This window comes from Microbacterium sp. NPDC058342 (assembly GCF_042723935.1).
Classification (GTDB): Bacteria; Actinomycetota; Actinomycetes; order Actinomycetales; family Microbacteriaceae; genus Microbacterium.
This window is the reverse complement of sequence record NZ_JBHXID010000001.1, coordinates 1,669,834-1,688,226: the sequence shown is the minus strand read 5'-3', so window position 1 is coordinate 1,688,226 and position 18,393 is coordinate 1,669,834. Positions and strand designations below refer to the sequence as shown.

Sequence of the window (18,393 nt, the reverse complement as noted above, 5' to 3'; positions counted from 1 at the left end):
GTCAGCGCACCTGACGGGCGCTGAACTGCAGGCGCGGATGCGCGTACGCCTCCTGCGACTCGACCAGGCGCAGCTCGCGGTCACCGGAGTCGAGCGTGTTCTGCAGCAGGTCGAAGACGCTGGACACCGTGCGCTCCAGGGCGGTCTTCGCGTCGCCCGTCTGCACGTAGTGCGCGGTGAACAGCGCCGCCGTCACATCGCCCGATCCATTCGCCTTCATCGGCAGGTGCGGCGTCGCGACGAGCCACGCGCCCTTGTCGTCCACGGCGAGCATCTCGATGGTGCCGTCCTCGCGGTCCGGACGCTCGACCGAGGTCACCAGCACGGTGGAGGGACCCATCGCGCGGGCCGCATCCACCGACTCCAGCGTGGATTCGAGGGTGTCGGGGGAGGTCTCGGTCAGGTAGCCCAGCTCGAACTGGTTGGGCGTGATGATGTCGGCCACCGGCACCACCCGGTCGCGAAGCAGATCGGGAATGGCCGGGGCGACGAAGCATCCGGACTTGGCGTTGCCCATCACCGGGTCGCACGCATAGCGGGCGTCCGGGTTGGCCGCCTTCACCCGCGCCACGGCGTCGATGATGACATCGGCGATGCCCTCGCCGCCCTGGTAGCCGCTGAGCACCGCGTCGACCTGACCCAGTACCCCGCGCTCCTCGATGCCGGTGATGACCTCGCGCACGTCGCCGGGATCGATCATCGGCCCGCGCCAGGAACCATAACCGGTGTGGTTCGAGAAGTTGACCGTGTGGACGGGCAGCACCTCGACGCCGATGCGCTGCAGCGGGAAGACGGCGGCCGAGTTGCCGACGTGGCCGTGCGCGACGGCCGACTGGATCGAGAGGATCTTCATCCTGCCATCTTCTCACCGCGCATCGCGGCCTCAGCGCACCGCCGACTCCAGATCATCGAGCAGGCGCGCCGCGTCGGCGTCGGACAGGTCGTGCACGGTGAGGCGGAGGTGATCGGATGCTCCTGATGCCGGGTCGATCCGGAACTCGTCGCCGGTGCGCACCAGCCACCCGCGCCGCATGAGCCGCTCCGCGGCGGTGCGGGCGGCGACCGGCAACCGCACCCACAGGCTCAGACCGTCCGACGAGTGCGTCACCAGCCCGCGTTCGTCGAGCGCGTCGACGAACGCGGCGTTGCGCTCGGCGTAGTGTGCGGCGGCCTGCGCGATCCGGGCCCGCACGCTGCCGTCCGAGAGCTGCGCGTGCGCCAGCCGCTGCAGCAGGTGGCTCACCCACGTCGTACCGGGGTTCAGGCGCATGCCGAGTCGCTCCGCGGTGGTCGGGTCGGTCGCTGCGAGGGCGAGGCACATGTCCGGGCCGAGGAACTTCGACACCGAGCGCAGCAGTGCATAGCGCCGGTGCTCGGGGCCGATCAGGGTCGCATAGGGGTGTGCCGAGAGCATCGAGAAGTGGTCGTCCTCGATGATGAGTACGTACGGGTGCGGACGCAGCACCTCGCGCAGGGCCGCAGCCCGTGCGGGGGAGAGGCTCACCCCAGTGGGGTTCTGAGCACGCGGTGTGCTGATGATCGCCCGGACGCCGGCGTCCAGCGCCGCCTGCAGGCCGTCGACCGTCATGCCCTCCTCATCGATGGGGACCGGCACGGCCCGATAGCCGCCGAGGCGGACGGTGTGGATGCTCGCCAGAAAGCACGGATCCTCGAGGGCGACTGCATCGTCACGGGTGAGCGCCTGGGCGAGCAGTCGCTCCACGGCGTCCACGGCACCGCTGGTGACCGTGAGGTGCAGGTCGTCGCGGGGAAGGTCCGCGAGCATCCACGCGCGCGACCATTCCTCCAGGGCGGGGTCGATCACGGGTTCGCCGTACAGCACCGGGCGGCCGGCGACGCGGGTGAGCGCCTGCGTCGGATCCGGGATCAGTCGCGCATCGGGGTTGCCCGAGCCGACATCCTGCAGCACGGTGTCGGCGGCGACACCCTCCTGCGCGACCGGCGCGGCGCCGGCGATGAGGGTTCCGCCCCGGCCTTTCGAGACGACCAGGCCGGCCTGCGCCAGCTGACGGTAAGCCGCGACCGCGGTGTTCCGGTTGACGCCGAGCACGGCCGCGAGCTCGCGCACAGGAGGCAGGAGATCGCCGGAGCGGAGCATGCCCCGCTCGCGCAGTGCGCGGACACTGTCCGCGATCTCGGCCGCGGTCGTGCCGGTGATATCCGTGCTCATCGCTCGATTCTATGGTGCTATGTTTTGACATAGGCCAAAACAAACTTTGTGCTGAACCGACTGTTGCCCCGAGGAGAGACGATGGCAGTCACCGAGCAGACCCCGACCACCGGATCGCAGCGCGTCAAGCGCGGACTCGCCGAGATGCTGAAGGGCGGCGTGATCATGGACGTCGTCACGGCCGACCAGGCGAAGATCGCCGAGGACGCCGGCGCCGTCGCCGTCATGGCGCTCGAGCGCGTGCCCGCCGACATCCGAGCGCAGGGCGGCGTGTCGCGCATGAGCGACCCGGACATGATCGACAGCATCATCTCGTCGGTCTCGATCCCGGTGATGGCGAAGGCCCGCATCGGCCATTTCGTCGAGGCTCAGGTGCTGCAGGAGCTCGGCGTCGACTACATCGACGAGTCCGAGGTGCTCTCGCCCGCCGACTACGTGAACCACATCGACAAGTGGCCCTTCACCGTTCCCTTCGTGTGCGGTGCCACGCACCTGGGTGAGGCGCTGCGCCGCATCACCGAGGGGGCCGCGATGATCCGCTCCAAGGGCGAGGCCGGCACCGGCGACGTGTCCGAGGCGATGAAGCACATCCGTAAGATCCGGGGCGAGATCGCGGCCCTCGGCGCTCTGTCGAAGGACGAGCTGTACGTCGCGGCCAAGGAGCTGCAGGCGCCTTATGAACTGGTCGCCGAGATCGCCGAGACCGGTACGCTCCCCGTCGTGCTGTTCGTCGCCGGTGGTGTGGCCACACCCGCGGATGCCGCGATGATGATGCAGCTCGGCGCCGACGGCGTGTTCGTGGGCTCGGGCATCTTCAAGTCGGGAAACCCCGCAGAGCGCGCGAAGGCGATCGTGAAGGCCACCACGTTCTACGACGACCCGACGGTGATCGCCGAGGTCTCGCGGGGCCTGGGCGAAGCCATGGTGGGTATCAACGTGACCGACCTGCCCGCACCGCACCGTCTCGCCGAGCGGGGCTGGTAGGCCCCCGCCCGCCGGCGCGACGCCTGGTCATCCGACCGGATCGAACCGGGATGGTCGGGCGTCGCGCCGCACCGCTCGACGAGAGTTGACGTCGAAGGGAGCCAGCATGATCGAGGTCCTGAACCGCGTCGTCGACGAGATCGAGACGCACCTCGGCGACGCGATCGACATCGACGGCGTCGCTGCGGCGTCCGGCACCACCGGGTACCACCTGCGACGGATGTTCTCCTCGCTCGCCGGCATGCCGCTGGCGGAGTACGTGCGCCGTCGACGGATGACGGTCGCCGCCTCGGACGTGATCGGCGATGAGGATCTGCTCACGATCGCGGTGCGCTACGGCTACGGCTCGACCGAGGCGTTCGGCCGCGCGTTCCGTGCCGTGCACGGCGTCGCCCACGGTGATGTCCGTCGCGACGGCGGGCCCCTTCGCAGCCAACCACAGCTCAGGTTCCGCCTGACCGTCGAAGGGAGCGTCCCCATGGATGCCCGCATCATCGAACAGCCCGCCTTCCGGCTCATCGGCCACGCCGCGCGCGTGCCGTTGATCCACGAGGGCGTCAATCCGCATATCCAGGCGCACATCGCATCCCTGCCGATGGATGAGCACGCTCGCCTGAAGGCGCTGGGCGACACGTCGCCCTCCGGCCTGCTGCAGGTGACCACCGACGTCGATGAGACCTACGCGGAGGGCAGCGAGCTGACCTACCTGCACGGCGTCGCGGTCGCCGCCGAGACGAGCGTGCCGGATGACCTCGACGCCATCGAGGTCGCCGCAGGCACGTGGGTCGTCTTCCGCATCGAAGGCGACTACCCGGCCGCGCTCCAGGCGGCCTGGGCGGCGACGGCCGGAGAGTGGTTCCCGTCGAACCCCTGGCGTCTGCGCCCGGGGCCCTCCATCGTCGCGATCCTGGAGCGCGCCGATGACTTCAGCACAGCCGTCTGCGAGCTGTGGATGCCGATCGAACGGAGTTGAGAGTGGTCGACGAATCCTCGTATCGGCAGGGTGGTCGTGTCGGCGTGCTCGCCCTGCAGGGCGACGTGCGTGAACACACCGCCCTGCTCGAGCGGCTCGGCGCGGAGGTCGTGCGCGTGCGCCGTCCGGAGGAGCTCGCGCGCGTCGGCGGCCTGGTGATCCCCGGGGGCGAGTCGACGGTGATCGACAAGCTGTCGCGGCAGTTCGGACTGGCGCAGCCGATTCGCGACGCGATCGGTGACGGGATGCCGGTGCTCGGGACCTGCGCGGGCCTGATCATGCTCGCCGACAGCATCGAGGATGCCATCGAGGGTCAGCAGACGTTCGGCGGGATCGACGTGGTCGTGCGCCGCAACGCCTTCGGACGCCAAGTGGAGTCCTTCGAGGCGTCGCTCGAGGTCCCGCTGCTGGGCGAGCGCCCGGTGCGGGCGACGTTCATCCGCGGTCCGGTGGTGGAGCGGCTGGGCCCGGATGCCACGGCGCTCGCGGCTCTGGAGGACGGGCGCGTCGTGGCCGTCGAGCAGGGCAACCTGATCGGCATCAGCTTCCACCCCGAGCTCGACGGCGAGCCGCGGTTCCACGAGCGCTTCCTCGATCGCGTCGCCTCCCGCCCCTGAACTCGACGGCCGCCCGCCGTCCGGGTTGACGCCCGGCGATCGGCGCGCGAGCCCGGAGGGCTGACGGCACAACGTTCGCGATTCGTTAGAATGGACGACGCCCTGGGCAACGCCTTCGGGGCGGATCACACGAGCGGAGATATATGTCCGGGCATTCCAAGTGGGCCACGACCAAGCACAAGAAGGCCGTCATCGATGCGCGGCGTGCCAAGTCGTGGGCGAAGCTGATCAAGAACATCGAGGTCGCCGCCAAGCTCGGCGGCGCTGACCTGGCCGGGAACCCCACGCTCTACGACGCGGTGTTCAAGGCGAAGAAGATGTCGGTCCCCAAGGACAACATCGACCGCGCGGTGAAGCGTGGTGCGGGCATCGGGGGCGAGTCGGTCGAGTACTCCTCGATCATGTACGAGGGCTACGGCCCGAACGGCGTGGCGCTGATGATCGAGTGCCTGACCGACAACAAGAACCGCGCGGCCGCCGAGGTGCGCACCGCGCTCAGCCGCAACGGTGGAACGCTCGCAGACCCGGGCTCGGTCGCCTACAACTTCAGTCGCAAGGGCGTGATCGTCGTCGGCTCGGACGGCACCACCGAGGATGACGTCATGATGGCGGCGCTCGAGGCCGGCGCCGAGGAGATCGAGCCGCACGCCGAGGGATACCAGGTGATCACCGAGGCCACGGATCTCGTGACCGTCCGCTCCGCCCTGCAGGAGGCGGGGATCGACTACGAGTCGGCTGATGTCGAGTTCGTGCCGAATCTCAAGGTCGAGATCGACGCAGATGCCGCACGCAAGATCTTCCGGCTCATCGACGCGCTCGAGGACAGCGACGATGTGCAGAACGTGTTCAGCAACTTCGATCTGACCGCCGAGGTGCAGGCCGAGCTGGAGAACGACGAGGACTGAGACCCAGGCCCGCTGCGGCACGCGAGATCATCGATCCGATCAGGACCGGACGGCCCCGGGCGCGCCTGCGTCCGGGGCCGCTGCACGCCCGTAGCCTGGGGGAGTGAGTTCCCTGCGCGTCCTGGGCATCGACCCCGGGCTGACCCGATGCGGTGTCGGCGTCGTCGATGTCGACCGGAGCCGACGTGCCTCGCTGGTGCATGTGGGCGTCGTTCGCACGCCTGCGGACGCCGATCTGTCGGTGCGACTCGCGGCCGTCGCGGCAGGCATCCGGAGCGTCATCGAGGAGCACCGGCCGGATGCGGTCGCGGTGGAGCGCGTGTTCGCACAGCACAACGTGCAGACCGTGATGGCCACGGCACAGGCATCCGGGGTCGCCCTGCTCATCGCCGCCGAGGCGGGCCTTCCCGCCGCCACCCACACCCCCAGCGAGGTCAAGGCCGCCGTCACCGGGTACGGGTCCGCGGACAAGCGCCAGGTGCAGTCGATGATCGCCCGCATCCTCCGGCTGGACGCACCGCCGCAGCCTGCCGACGCCGCCGACGCCCTGGCCATCGCGCTCTGCCACGCCTGGCGACGCGGCGGTGCCGGCGCTGCGGCCGCCGGAGTCCTGACCCCGGCGCAGCAGGCCTGGGCGCAGGCGGAGCGTGTCGCTCGAACATATGTCCGACCCACTCGGTAGGGTGGAGAGATGATCTCCTCGCTGCGCGGCACGGTGCTGCACACGGCATCCGACCGCGTCGTCATCGAGACCGGAGGAGTCGGCTTTGCCGTGTTCGTCCCCGCCGACGTCGCCCACATGGCGAACGCGGGGGAGTCGCTGCAGCTGCACACCAGCCTGATCGTCCGGGAGGACGCGCTCACGCTGTACGGGTTCGCCGACCTCGACGAGCTGGAGATCTTCGGTCAGCTGCTCAGCGTCACCGGCGTCGGTCCCAAGTCGGCCCTCGGCGTGCTGTCGCATCTCACGGTCGACCAGATCGCGGAAGCCGTCACGGCCGAGGACGACGCGCCGTTCCGGCGCGTGTCGGGAATCGGCCCGAAGACCGCCAAGCTCATCGTCGTGCAGCTGGCGGGCAAGGTGCAGCCGCGCGTGTCGGCCACGGCGCAGATCAGCGACGTCGCCGAGCAGGTGACGGCGGCGCTGGTCGGGCTCGGCTGGTCGGAGAAGGTCGCCGCCGAGGCGGCGTCCCAGTCCGCGGAGGATGCCACGGATGCCGAACGGGAATCCGTGCCGGCCCTGCTGCGCCGCACGCTCGCGACGATGGGTCCGGGGGGCAAGCGTGGCTGAGAATCCGCGCGACGCCGGCGAAGCGCTCGACGAGACCGAGCTCGCGATCGAGGGGGCGCTGCGTCCTGCCAGCCTCAGTGAGTTCGTGGGTCAGCCGAAGGTGCGCGGTCAGCTGCAGCTGCTCCTGGACGCCGCACGCATCCAGGAGCGTCCCGCCGACCACATCCTGCTGGCCGGCCCGCCAGGACTCGGCAAGACCACGCTCGCCATGATCGTCGCTCACGAGAGCGGGCGTCCGCTGCGCCTGTCCAGTGGTCCGGCGATTCAGCACGCCGGCGACCTCGCGGCCCTGCTGTCCAGCCTCACGCCGGGTGAGGTCCTCTTCATCGACGAGATCCATCGGATGGCGCGCTCGGCCGAGGAGATGCTCTACCTCGCCATGGAGGACTTCCGCATCGACATCATGGTGGGCAAGGGCGCCGGCGCCACCAGCATCCCCCTCGATCTGGCTCCGTTCACGCTGGTCGGCGCGACGACGCGGTCGGGGCTCCTGCCGAATCCGCTCCGTGACCGGTTCGGCTTCACCGGGCACCTGGAGTTCTACGACGAGAGCGACCTGGAGCGGGTCATCGCCCGCTCCGCGACCGTCCTCGGGGTTTCGCTTCCCGATGACTCGCTCTCCGAGATCGCCCGCCGCTCCCGCGGAACGCCGCGCATCGCCAACAGACTGCTGCGCCGCGTGCGCGACTACGCGCTGGTTCACGGCGAAGGAGACGCCGCATCCCTGCGAGACGTGCGGGCGGCCCTGGAGCTGTACGACGTCGACGCCATCGGTCTCGACCGGCTCGACCGAGCTGTGCTGGATGCCCTGGTGCGACGCTTCCGCGGGGGCCCCGTCGGTCTCAGCACGCTCGCCGTCGCGGTCGGCGAGGAGGCCGAGACCGTGGAGAGCGTGGTCGAGCCGTTCCTCGTGCGCATCGGCTTTCTCGGGCGCACACCGCGCGGGCGGATCGCGATGCCGGAGGCCTATCGGCATCTGGGCGTCGCGCATCCGGAGGGTGCGTCATTGTTCGATGACCTATAATCGCTGAAGGCTTCCCGGCTATCCCCATACGCACCGCCGCGTTCGGCGTGCACCCTGAAAGGCTCTGCTCTTATGGAACTCATCCTCTTCGGCCTCCTCGCCGTGATGCTCGTGTTCATGTTCCTGAACACCCGCAAGCGTCAGAAGCAGCTGAAGGAGCAGCAGGAAGAGAAGGCCTCCAAGACCGTCCCCGGTGCCAAGGTGCTGCTTCAGGGCGGGCTCTACGGCACGGTCGTCTCCTACGATCCGGTCGACCTCGACAAGCCGGCACAGATCGAACTCGCGCCCGGCGTCGTCATCGAGGTGCACAGCCAGGCGATCCTGCGCGTCGTCGACCCGACCGAGGCCGAGGCCGGCATCGACGAGCCCGAGGAGGGCTCCGACGCCGACGTGACCCCGGCGATCGAGGCGGAGGACGGCATCGAGGCGATCACGGTGGAGACGCCTGAGGAGACCAAGGCGCGTCTCGAGCGCAACAACGACAACTGACGCCCGGCGTCGCACTCTCGCGGAAAGCGGAACCACGTGGCATCCACATCCCCGACCCGCCACGCCTGGCGGGTCCTGCTCGGCCTGCTCATCGTCACGGCGGTGTTCTTCGGCATCAACGCGCTCGGCGTGTACGTGTTCAAGACCGACGCGGGTGAGCCCGCGAGCTCCTGGGCGCCCGAGCTCGCGCTCGACCTGCAGGGCGGCACGCAGATCATCCTCGCCGCCAGTACACCCGACGGTTCGGACCCGACCCAGGAGCAGCTCGATCAGGCGGCCTCGATCATCCGCCAGCGCGTCGATGCGTCCGGCGTCGCCGAGGCGGACATCACCACCGAGGGCGGGCGCAACATCGTCGTCCAGATCCCCGGGCCCGCCGATCAGGAGACGCGGGACCGGATCCAGGCGAGTGCCAAGCTGGAGTTCCGCGCCGTGATCCAGGCCACGGCGCCCTCGAACGAGTTCGTCGGGGAAGACGGCAAGAGCACGCCCAACCCGACGCCGGCCGAGACCCTCAACGCCGAGCCGACCACGAAGCCCACCGATGGCTCCGACCCGAACTGGGTGACGGACAAGCTCAGCGCCGAACTCCTCGCGTTCGACTGCAGCGCCGAGCGCGACGGCGAGGTCCCCGAGGACCAGCCGATGATCGCGTGCGAAGAGGACGGCTCGGCCAAGTACATCCTCGGCCCCATGGAGCTCGACGGGACGGTGATCAACGACGCGACGGCCGGCCGCGAGCAGCAGTCGGGCCGGTGGACCGTCAACCTGTCGATGAACGGCAAGGGGACCGAGGTCTTCGGCGAGATCAGCCAGCGCCTCAACGCCAACCGCATCGCCGGACTGAGCCCTCGCGACCAGTTCGCCTTCGTCCTGGACGGCAAGGTGATCTCGGCACCCGTGATGCAGGCCGCCATCCTGAACGGCAAGCCGAGCATCTCAGGCAACTTCACGCAGGACAGCGCCAAGGCGCTGGCCGATCAGCTCAAGTACGGCGCGCTGCCGCTCAGCTTCGAGGTGCAGAGCTCGGACACCATCTCGGCGACGCTCGGATCGCAGCAGCTGCAGTACGGTCTCATCGCCGGTCTCATCGGTCTCGGACTGGTCGCCGTCTACTCGCTGATCAGCTATCGGGCGCTGGGCTGGGTGATCATGGCGTCGATCGCCGTGATGGGCGTGCTGACGTACATCATCATCGCGATCCTGGCGTGGCGGATGGGCATCCGCCTGTCGCTCGCCGGTGTTGCCGGTCTGATCGTGTCGATCGGATTCGTCGCCGACTCGTTCATCGTGTACTTCGAGCGAATACGAGACGAACTGCGCGACGGCAAATCGATCACCGCATCCGTCGAGGACGGCTGGGGCCGGGCCAAGCGCACGATCTACATCTCCAAGTCGATCAACATCCTCGCGGCCACGGTGCTGTTCATCCTGGCGGATGCCACGGTGAAGGGCTTCGCGTTCACGCTGGGGCTGACGACGCTGATCGACGTGTTCATCTTCGTGATCTTCACGCACCCGGTCATGCAGCTGCTCGCCCGCACGCGCTTCTTCGGCGGTGGCCACAGGCTGTCCGGCCTGGACCCGGAATCGCTCGGCGCCGTGTACCGGGGTCGTGCGCAGTACCGTGAGGCCGAGCTCGGCTCCACAGGCCGCTCCGCCCGCAACCGGGGCGCACGAGGCGAGGCCGAGAAGCGCCAGACCATCGCCGAGCGCAAGCGCGCGGAAGCGCTCACTCCGATGGGATCCAAGGATGCCGGAAAGGACTCCGACGCCTGATGTTCTCCATGAATGAGTTCGGCAACAACCTCTACTCCGGCAAGACCTCCTTCCCGTTCGTCGGCAGACGGCGTCTGTGGTTCGTGATCGCGATCCTGCTGGTGCTGGGCTCCGTGCTCGTGCCGCTGACCAAGGGCGTGCAGTTCTCGATCGAGTTCACCGGCGGGTCCCAGTTCATGGTCGTCGATCCGGTGACGACCGACCAGGATGTCGCCACGGACGCGGTTCGAACGGTCGTGCCCGACGCGACGACCAAGGTCGTCGTGGTGAACAAGAAGGACGTGCGCGTCCAGACCGACCAGATGACCACTCAGCAGACGCAGGAGGTCAAGGCCGCCCTCGCCGAGGCCTACCAGGTGCAGCCCGACGAGGTCGCAGACTCGTTCATCGGCCCCGCCTGGGGCGAGAACGTCACGCGCCAGTCGCTGTGGGGTCTGGCGATCTTCCTCGCCCTGACCTTCCTGATCCTGGCCATCTACTTCCGCACCTGGAAGATGTCGGCCGCGGCGATCATCGGCCTGCTGGACGTGCTCGTCATCACGGTCGGCATCTACTCGCTGGCCGGATTCGAGATCTCTCCCGCTGCGGTGATCGGGTTCCTGACGATTCTCGCGTATTCGTTGTACGACACCACAGTGGTGTTCGACAAGGTGCGGGAGAACACCACCGAGGATGCCAACCAGACCACGCGGACGTTCGGGGAGTCCGTGAACCTCGCGGTGAACCAGACGCTGGTGCGCTCGATCAACACCTCCGTGGTCGCCGCGCTGCCGGTCGGCGCCATCCTGTTCATCGGCGCGTTCTGGTTCGGCGCAGAGACGCTGACGGACATCTCGCTGTCGATCTTCGTCGGCATCCTCGTCGCCACCTACTCGACGCTCTTCGTCGCCGCACCCCTGTACGCGGCGTTCCGGGAGAAGGAGCCCGCCCTGGCCGCGCACGACGCCAAGGTGCGCGCCCAGCGCGAGCGCGCCGTCGCCAGCGCCTGACCTCGTCCGCGGGGGCCGGGCACCCCACGGCCCCCGCGTAGGATGGGATCATCGCGCGACAGGAGCACAGATGGCGGATTCGCAGGTCACATCGCAGGGTTCCAGCCTGCGCAGGCTGGTCCCGCGCATCTTCTCGCGCGCGCCACGGGTCAACGACCTCGACAACCTCATCCGCACCGTCCGGGCCAACCATCCCCGCGGGGACCTGCCCGTCATCGAGCGCGCCTATCGCGTCGCGCGCGACAAGCACGCCGGTCAGGTGCGCCAGAGCGGCGAGCCGTACATCACCCACCCGCTCGCCGTCGCTCAGATCCTCGCCGAACTCGGACTGGGGCCCAGAGCCATCGCCGCAGCGCTGCTGCACGACACCGTCGAGGACACCGGGTACGCCCTCGCAGAGCTGACCGAGGAGTTCGGCGACGAGGTCGCCATGCTGGTCGACGGCGTCACCAAGCTCGACAAGGTCAAGTACGGCGAGAGCGCCCAGGCCGAGACCGTCCGCAAGATGATCGTCGCGATGTCGAAGGACATCCGCGTCCTGCTCATCAAGCTGGCCGATCGCCTGCACAATGCGCGCACCTGGGGTTTCGTGCCGCCGGAGAAGGCGGCGAAGAAGGCCAAGGAGACGCTCGAGATCTATGCGCCGCTGGCGAACAGGCTCGGCATCCAGACGATCAAGTCCGAGCTCGAGGACCTTTCCTTCGCGGTGCTGCACCCGAAGATCTACGCCGAGATCAACAGTCTCATCGCGCAGCGCACGCCGCAGCGCGAGAAGTACCTGCAGCAGGTCATCGAGGCCATCGACGAGGATCTGCGCGAGCTGCGGATCCGCGGTCGGGTCGTCGGCCGGCCCAAGCAGCTCTACTCGGTCTATCAGAAGATGGTCGTGCGCGGGCGCGAGTTCGACGACATCTACGACCTGATCGGCATCCGCGTCCTGGTCAACTCGGTGCGCGACTGCTACGCCGTGCTGGGAGCGATCCATGCGCGCTGGACGCCCCTGCCCGGCCGCTTCAAGGACTACATCGCCACACCGAAGTTCAACCTGTACCAGTCGCTGCACACCACGGTCATCGGGCCCTCCGGTCGCACCGTCGAGATCCAGATCCGCACGCACGAGATGCACCAGCAGGCGGAGTTCGGCGTCGCCGCGCACTGGATGTACAAGGAGCGGATGAACGGCGGAAAGGTCGACCCGCGCCGCACCGATGCCGACATGGCCTGGCTCGCGCACATCTCCGACTGGCAGGCCGAGACCGCCGATCCGAGTGAGTTCCTCGACTCCCTGCGCTTCGAGATCGGCGCGAAGGAGGTCTACGTCTTCACGCCGAAGGGGCGGGTGGTCGGCCTGCCCGCCGGAGCGACGCCCGTCGACTTCGCCTACGCCGTGCACACCGAGATCGGCCATCGCACGATGGGCGCGAAGGTCAACGGACGCCTCGTGCCGCTCGAGTCCGAGCTGAAGAGCGGCGACGTTGTCGAGGTGTTCACCTCGAAGAACCCGGATGCCGGGCCGAGCCAGGACTGGCTCGGCTTCGTGAAGAGCACCCGCGCGCGCAACAAGATCCGCGGGTGGTTCACGAAGGAGCGACGCGAGGAAGCGATCGAGCAGGGCAAGGAGTCGATCGCCCGGGCGATGCGCAAGCAGAACCTGCCGCTGCAGCGCCTGATGAGTCAGGAGTCTTTCGCCGAGGTCGCCCGGCAGCTGCGGTACGAGGATGTCTCCGCGCTGTACGCCGCCGTCGGCGAGGGGCACGTCTCGACCCAGTCGGTGCTCGAGAAGGTCACCGCGCTGGTCACAGTCGAGGAGGACACCAGCACCGGCGCGATCGAGCTGCCGGGGCAGGTTCCCCCACGGGAGAGCCGCGGCGGGGATTCGGGCATCCTCGTCCGCGGTGCGTCGGACATCCTGGTCAAGCTCGCCCGCTGCTGCACGCCGGTGCCCGGCGATCCGATCGTCGGTTTCGTCACACGCGGCAGCGGCGTGTCGGTGCACCGTTCCGACTGCGTGAACATCAAGGCGCTCGGCAGCGACTCGGAGCGGTTCGTCGAGGTGGAGTGGGCGCCGACCACCAAGAGCGTGTTCCGGGTGCAGATCCAGGTGGAGGCGCTCGACCGATCAGGGCTGCTGTCCGACGTCACGCGCGTGCTCAGCGAGCATCACGTCAACATCCTCTCGGCGACCGTGTCCACGACCGACGAGCGTCTCGCCCTGAGCCGCTTCGTCTTCGAGATGGGCGACTCCGTGCATCTCGACCGCGTGCTCAACGCCGTGCGCCGCATCGACGCCGTCTACGACGTGTACCGCGTCACGACCTCCTGAGAAGCGGGCAGGGCACAGCCGCCAGCTCCTCGACGACGCGGGCCGCACCACGTCGTCCCGGACGACGAGGCATGCCGGCGATCTCGTCTCGCAGGCGCTGCCGGAGCCAGGGGTGCGCGACGACGAGTGCGAACAGCCAGCCGTCGTCGTCGCCCATCGCTGCGCTGAAGGCCAGTTCGACGGCCGTGGGCACCAGGGTCACCACGCTCACGCCCGAGATGTCCTGCAGCTCGTGCGCCGGCGCGCGACGCTCATGATGGATCACACGCCCGGCGAACGGCACACGTCGCCGCGTGGAACTGGTCCGTCGCACATGGTGGACGACAGGCGGCCGGTCGCCGGCGCCGTGGATCCAGGCGGCGGTCGGCCCGCACGCGGCGGTCCCCGGCAGAACGAGCCCGGCCACGCCGGCCGCCCTGGCCTCCGCCCCCTCCACAGTGTCGGCGGGCATGAAGCCCTCGCCGACCTCGACGACATGACCGTCGAGGCGTGCGGCGCCGAGCTCGGGGAGCGACAGCCGTTCACCGGGCCGGTAGAAGAGAGCGGGATGCACGTTAACAGTGTGGGCCGTGCGCTCCCGTCGAGGGAGGGCACGGCCCACACTGTGGATAACGCGGAATCAGCCGCCCAGAGCGCTGAGCCAGGCACGGCGGGCGGCGAGGGCCTCGCCGGCCTCCTTCGCCGCCTTCTTGTCGCCGGCTGCCTCGGCCGCCGCCAGTTCGGCCTCGAGCTTCTCGATCGCTTCGACCAGCTGCGAACTCATGTCGTTCGCGCGCGCCTTGGTCTCGGGGTTGTTCTTCTTCCAGTCGACGTCCTCACGCGACTTGAGCGCCTGCTCGATGCTGCGCATGCGGTCATCGAGTGCGCGCTCCTTCTCACGCGGGAAGATGCGGCCGATCTCGTCCCACTGGCGCTGGATGCGCGTGAGCAGCGCGCGTGCGCGCTTGAGGTTCGACTCGTCGGCCACGGCCTTGGCTTCTTCGAGAAGCGTCTCGCGCGCCTCGATACGGGGAGCGGAGTCCGCCTCCTCGGCCGCCGCCTGCTCCGCACGGGCCGCGTACAGCGCGTCGCCGGCGGCCTTGAACTTCGCCCAGAGGGCGTCGTCGGCCTTGCGACCGGCCCGGCCGGCAGCCTTCCACTCGTCCAGCAGCGTGCGATAGGCGGGGATGCCGTCCACGCCCCGGGGAGCGAGGGCCTCGGCGCGCTCGACCAGCCGGGACTTCACGTCGCGCGCCGCGCGGTGCACGTCATCCAGCTCGGAGAAGAACGCCCGCCGGGCCTTGTCGACGGTCGCCCGGGCGTCGCGGAACCGCTTCCAGAGCTGCTGCGCCGTGCCCTTGGGAAGGCGAGGACCGTTCTGCTGGTGCGCCTGCCAGGCGTCGAACAGCTCGGTCATCTCGACGGTGACCTGCTTCCACTGCACCTTCGCGAGGTCACGAGCGGCCACGGCCTCGGCCTTCTCGACGATTCCGGTGCGCTCGGCGACGGCGGCGTCCAGCGCCGCCTTCGCGGCCTCGGCCTCCTTGGCGGCGGCCTCGGACAGCGACGCGAGCAGAGTCTCGATGCGCGTGCGCAGACCCGCGAGGTCGCCCACGGCGGCAGCCCCGGTGACCTCGTCGAGCAGGTGGGTGGCCTGCTTGGTCAGATCGGATGCCGAACCGCCGCCGCCCTGGGCTCGGGTCTCGAGCGTCCCGAGCTTGACGGCCAGGTCGTCGAACTTGCGCGCGTAGTAGGCGAGAGCCTCGTCGGCGGTGCCGTCGGGGTACTGCCCGACCGCACGCCAGTCTTCGCCCTCGCGCACCTCGACGGTGCCGTCTTCGGTCACGCGCCCCCATTCGGCGGCATCCGAGACCACGGGGGAGACGGCAGCGGCAGCGGGCGCCGCGACCGGGGCGACACGGGGCAGGGGCCTGCGCGGCGGTGCGGGTACGGGAGGGGCGGGCTTGGGGGCGTTGTCGTCAGACACGGTGTTCTCCTTGCGCGGTCATCCCGCGGGAGTGGGAAAGGACGCTGCTCAGCCTAGTTCACTCGTCGGGAGTCTGCGTGGGCGCTGGGGTGGGGGATTGGCCGGTCGGAGTCGAGATCAGAGGTGTCGGCTCCGGAGCGGTCGGGGACTCGGACGGTGCGGACGGCGTCGGCTCCGGCGCGGTCACCTGAGCGTGCACGGTCTGGCTGACCACGGCACACACGACGATCACACCGCCGGCCAGCACGGCGATCACCGTGTCGCGCCGTCGGCGCCGCTTCACCTGGTCGTGCCACGCCGTGCGCGCGGCGTAGAGCCGCGCACGCTCGGCATCCGTCCGGGCGCGCTGCGCGCCGCGGGAACCGCGTACCGCCATCTCGTTCCTCTCTCGGCATGGCCCACGGCGGGGCCGACGGTGCGAGCCTACCGGTGAGCGGCCGCCGTGTCGGAGACCACGGCTAGCCTGGAGTGATGACCTCACCCGCTCCGCTGCTCTCCGGGCAGACACCGCTCGCCGTGCGCATGCGGCCGGTGTCGCTCGACGAGGTGGCGGGCCAGCAGCACCTGCTGCGCGCCGGATCGCCCATCGTGGCGCTCGCGGATCCCGATGCCGCCTCACCCGGCGCGGTCTCGATCATCCTGTGGGGCCCTCCGGGCACGGGCAAGACCACGCTGGCACAGGCCATCGCCCGCTCCTCGGGCCGCCGTTTCGTCGAGCTCTCGGCGATCACGGCCGGCGTCAAGGACGTGCGCGAGGTGATGCAGGAGGCGATCACCCAGCGCGACCTCTACGGCCAGACGACGATCCTCTTCCTCGATGAGATCCACCGGTTCACCAAGGCGCAGCAGGACGCCCTGCTGCCCGGAGTGGAGAACGGGTGGGTGATCCTGATCGCCGCGACCACGGAGAACCCGTCGTTCTCGGTGATCTCCCCGCTGCTGTCCCGGTCACTGCTGCTGACGCTGAAGCCGCTCACCGACGAGGACATCGGCGTCCTGATCGACCGCGCGGTGACCGATGCGCGTGGTCTCGCCGGCGCGGTCGGTGTGTCCGACGAGGCGCGCGCCGCCCTGATCCGTCTGGCCTCGGGCGACGGCAGGCGGGCACTGACCGGCCTGGAGGCGGCCGCTGCGGTCGCGCTCTCGCGGTCGGATGCCGGCCAGGCGCAGACGGTCACCGACGACGACGTCGCCCAGGCCGTCGACCGCGCTCTGCTCCGGTACGACCGGCAGGGCGACGAGCACTACGACGTGATCAGCGCCTTCATCAAGTCGATCCGCGGATCGGACCCGGATGCCGCGGTGCACTACCTGGCGCGGATGATCGAGGCGGGGGAGGACCCGCGGTTCATCGCGCGACGCCTGGTGATCTCCGCGGCGGAGGACATCGGTCTCGCCGACCCGCAGGCGCTCACCATCGCGACGGCGGCCGCCGATGCGGTCGCCTTCATCGGAATGCCGGAGGGGCGCATCCCGCTCGCGGAGGCGACGATCTATCTCGCGACCACCGCGAAGTCGAACGCCGCCTACCTGGCCATCAACCAAGCCATCGCCGATGTCCGCTCGGGGGGATTCGGGCGCGTGCCGATCCACCTGCGCGACGCGCATTACGCGGGCGCCAAGCGCCTGGGCCATGGAAAGGGCTATCGGTATCCGCACGACAGCGATGCCGGGATCGTGCCCCAGCAGTATCTGCCCGAGGAGCTGGCCGGGCGGCGCTACTACGCGCCGAAGAACCTCGGTGCCGAGCGCGAGGTCTCGGCCCGGCTCGAGCGCATCCGACGCATCCTCGGCGACGGCTGAGCCCCGCACCGGATCTGATAGGATGGACCGGCTCGAAACCCAGTTTTCGGGCATCCCTCCACTCCTGCATCACTTCCCGACGTGCCCCGGCGTGCGCGGCGGGAAGGCGGAACCGAGGCGATACGTCCGCGAGTCGTGAAAGACACGACCGCGTCATGGAAGGAACGCTTCGTGGTCACGAAGTCCCAGGACCGCCGCAAGGTCCGTCTCAGCCGCGCGCTGGGCATCCCGCTCACCCCGAAGGCCGCCCGCTACCTCGAGAAGCGTCCCTACGCTCCCGGTGAGCACGGCCGCACCAAGCGCAAGGCCGACAGCGACTACGCCGTCCGTCTGCGTGAGAAGCAGCGCCTGCGCGAGCAGTACGGCATCCGCGAGAAGCAGCTGCGCATCGCGTTCAACGAGGCCCGCCGCAAGGACGGCCTGACCGGTGAGAACCTGGTCGAGCTGCTCGAGATGCGTCTCGACGCCCTCGTCGTGCGTGCCGGCTTCGCCCGCACCACCGCGCAGGCCCGTCAGCTGGTCGTGCACCGTCACATCCTCGTCGACGGTCAGCTCGTCGACCGCCCGTCGTTCCGCGTGAAGCCGGGTCAGCTCATCCACGTCAAGGCGAAGTCCGAGGGGCTCGAGCCCTTCCAGGTCGCAGCCGCCGGCGGTCATGCCGAGGTCCTGCCTCCGGTGCCCGGCTACCTCGAGGTCGAGCTCGACAAGCTGCAGGCCCGCCTGGTCCGTCGCCCGAAGCGCGCCGAGGTCCCCGTGACCTGTGAAGTGCAGCTGGTCGTCGAGTACTACGCGGCTCGCTGATCTGACAGCATCCGCACGAGAGGCGTCGGGGGATATCCCCGGCGCCTCTCGTCGTAGGATGGCGGAATGAAGAATCTGCTCTGGTTCCTGATCGGTGTGATCGGCGGGTTCGTCGCCGCGCACTTCATGAACAAGGACCCCCGCGGTCAGGAGATCTTCGCCGACATCGATGCGCGCATCTCGGAGTTCACCGGCATCCTCGGTGAGGCGTACCGGCAGCAGGAAGCGCGTCTCGCGGATCCCGCAGACGACTGACCA

Annotated in this window: 19 protein-coding genes; 14 read left to right on the top strand and 5 right to left on the bottom strand. The window is 69.3% G+C overall.

Annotated features, from left to right (window positions below):
- Position 1 precedes the first annotated feature (1 nt).
- Positions 2-853 (bottom strand): pyridoxal kinase PdxY, encoded by an 852-nt coding sequence (gene pdxY / locus ACFWHT_RS07820; protein ID WP_378827055.1) that lies wholly within the window; start codon positions 851-853, stop codon positions 2-4.
- A gap of 30 nt (positions 854-883) precedes the next feature.
- Complete coding sequence (locus tag ACFWHT_RS07815) at positions 884-2,191, bottom strand: aminotransferase class I/II-fold pyridoxal phosphate-dependent enzyme (RefSeq protein WP_378827054.1); 1,308 nt, start codon at positions 2,189-2,191, stop codon at positions 884-886.
- An 81-nt stretch (positions 2,192-2,272) separates the two neighbouring features.
- On the opposite strand from ACFWHT_RS07815, the gene pdxS reads away from it, so the two are divergent.
- From pdxS to ACFWHT_RS07760, 11 genes are all read left to right on the top strand, one after another.
- Positions 2,273-3,175, top strand: coding sequence for a pyridoxal 5'-phosphate synthase lyase subunit PdxS (gene pdxS, locus ACFWHT_RS07810; protein WP_378827053.1), 903 nt, complete (start codon positions 2,273-2,275; stop codon positions 3,173-3,175).
- 106 nt (positions 3,176-3,281) lie between these two features.
- Positions 3,282-4,148, top strand: a complete 867-nt coding sequence (locus ACFWHT_RS07805; protein ID WP_378827052.1) for a GyrI-like domain-containing protein — start codon at positions 3,282-3,284, stop codon at positions 4,146-4,148.
- A gap of 2 nt (positions 4,149-4,150) precedes the next feature.
- Positions 4,151-4,765, top strand: coding sequence for a pyridoxal 5'-phosphate synthase glutaminase subunit PdxT (gene pdxT, locus ACFWHT_RS07800; RefSeq protein WP_378827051.1), 615 nt, complete (start codon positions 4,151-4,153; stop codon positions 4,763-4,765).
- Between the two features lie 143 nt (positions 4,766-4,908).
- Positions 4,909-5,670, top strand: coding sequence for a YebC/PmpR family DNA-binding transcriptional regulator (locus ACFWHT_RS07795; protein ID WP_378827050.1), 762 nt, complete (start codon positions 4,909-4,911; stop codon positions 5,668-5,670).
- 103 nt (positions 5,671-5,773) lie between these two features.
- The gene (gene ruvC, locus ACFWHT_RS07790; protein ID WP_378827049.1) at positions 5,774-6,352 is read left to right on the top strand and encodes a crossover junction endodeoxyribonuclease RuvC; all 579 of its coding nucleotides are present in this window, start codon (positions 5,774-5,776) and stop codon (positions 6,350-6,352) included.
- Positions 6,353-6,361: 9 nt separating this feature from the next.
- Complete coding sequence (gene ruvA, locus ACFWHT_RS07785) at positions 6,362-6,961, top strand: Holliday junction branch migration protein RuvA (protein ID WP_378827047.1); 600 nt, start codon at positions 6,362-6,364, stop codon at positions 6,959-6,961.
- Positions 6,954-7,985, top strand: a complete 1,032-nt coding sequence (gene ruvB / locus ACFWHT_RS07780; RefSeq protein ID WP_378827045.1) for a Holliday junction branch migration DNA helicase RuvB — start codon at positions 6,954-6,956, stop codon at positions 7,983-7,985. Before ruvA ends, ruvB begins: the two co-directional genes overlap by 8 nt.
- A 72-nt stretch (positions 7,986-8,057) precedes the next feature.
- Positions 8,058-8,474: a preprotein translocase subunit YajC gene (yajC, locus tag ACFWHT_RS07775; RefSeq protein WP_378827044.1), complete on the top strand. Its 417-nt coding sequence runs from the start codon at positions 8,058-8,060 to the stop codon at positions 8,472-8,474.
- Positions 8,475-8,510: 36 nt separating this feature from the next.
- On the top strand, positions 8,511-10,253 hold the full coding sequence (secD, locus tag ACFWHT_RS07770; protein ID WP_378827042.1) for a protein translocase subunit SecD: 1,743 nt from the start codon (positions 8,511-8,513) through the stop codon (positions 10,251-10,253).
- Entirely contained in the window at positions 10,253-11,242 is a 990-nt protein-coding gene (gene secF, locus ACFWHT_RS07765) for a protein translocase subunit SecF (protein ID WP_378827039.1), read from the top strand. The genes secD and secF overlap by 1 nt, the downstream gene beginning before the upstream one ends.
- A gap of 70 nt (positions 11,243-11,312) precedes the next feature.
- A complete protein-coding gene (locus ACFWHT_RS07760; RefSeq protein ID WP_378827037.1) occupies positions 11,313-13,565 on the top strand; it encodes a RelA/SpoT family protein in 2,253 nt (750 codons plus the stop codon).
- Here the strand turns inward: ACFWHT_RS07760 and ACFWHT_RS07755 are convergent.
- From ACFWHT_RS07755 to ACFWHT_RS07745, 3 genes are all read right to left on the bottom strand, one after another.
- Positions 13,552-14,118: an SAM-dependent methyltransferase gene (locus tag ACFWHT_RS07755; RefSeq protein WP_378827034.1), complete on the bottom strand. Its 567-nt coding sequence runs from the start codon at positions 14,116-14,118 to the stop codon at positions 13,552-13,554. The genes ACFWHT_RS07760 and ACFWHT_RS07755 overlap by 14 nt on opposite strands.
- 66 nt (positions 14,119-14,184) lie before the next feature.
- Entirely contained in the window at positions 14,185-15,531 is a 1,347-nt protein-coding gene (locus tag ACFWHT_RS07750) for a DUF349 domain-containing protein (RefSeq protein WP_378827032.1), read from the bottom strand.
- A gap of 58 nt (positions 15,532-15,589) precedes the next feature.
- On the bottom strand, positions 15,590-15,907 hold the full coding sequence (locus tag ACFWHT_RS07745; RefSeq protein ID WP_378827030.1) for a hypothetical protein: 318 nt from the start codon (positions 15,905-15,907) through the stop codon (positions 15,590-15,592).
- A gap of 95 nt (positions 15,908-16,002) precedes the next feature.
- On the opposite strand from ACFWHT_RS07745, the gene ACFWHT_RS07740 reads away from it, so the two are divergent.
- The 3 genes from ACFWHT_RS07740 (at position 16,003) to ACFWHT_RS07730 (ending at position 18,390) form a co-directional block, all read left to right on the top strand.
- Positions 16,003-17,334, top strand: coding sequence for a replication-associated recombination protein A (locus tag ACFWHT_RS07740; protein ID WP_378827029.1), 1,332 nt, complete (start codon positions 16,003-16,005; stop codon positions 17,332-17,334).
- A 171-nt stretch (positions 17,335-17,505) separates the two neighbouring features.
- Positions 17,506-18,135: a 30S ribosomal protein S4 gene (rpsD, locus tag ACFWHT_RS07735; protein ID WP_337331178.1), complete on the top strand. Its 630-nt coding sequence runs from the start codon at positions 17,506-17,508 to the stop codon at positions 18,133-18,135.
- A gap of 66 nt (positions 18,136-18,201) precedes the next feature.
- Complete coding sequence (locus ACFWHT_RS07730; protein WP_378827027.1) at positions 18,202-18,390, top strand: hypothetical protein; 189 nt, start codon at positions 18,202-18,204, stop codon at positions 18,388-18,390.
- Positions 18,391-18,393: the final 3 nt, after the last annotated feature.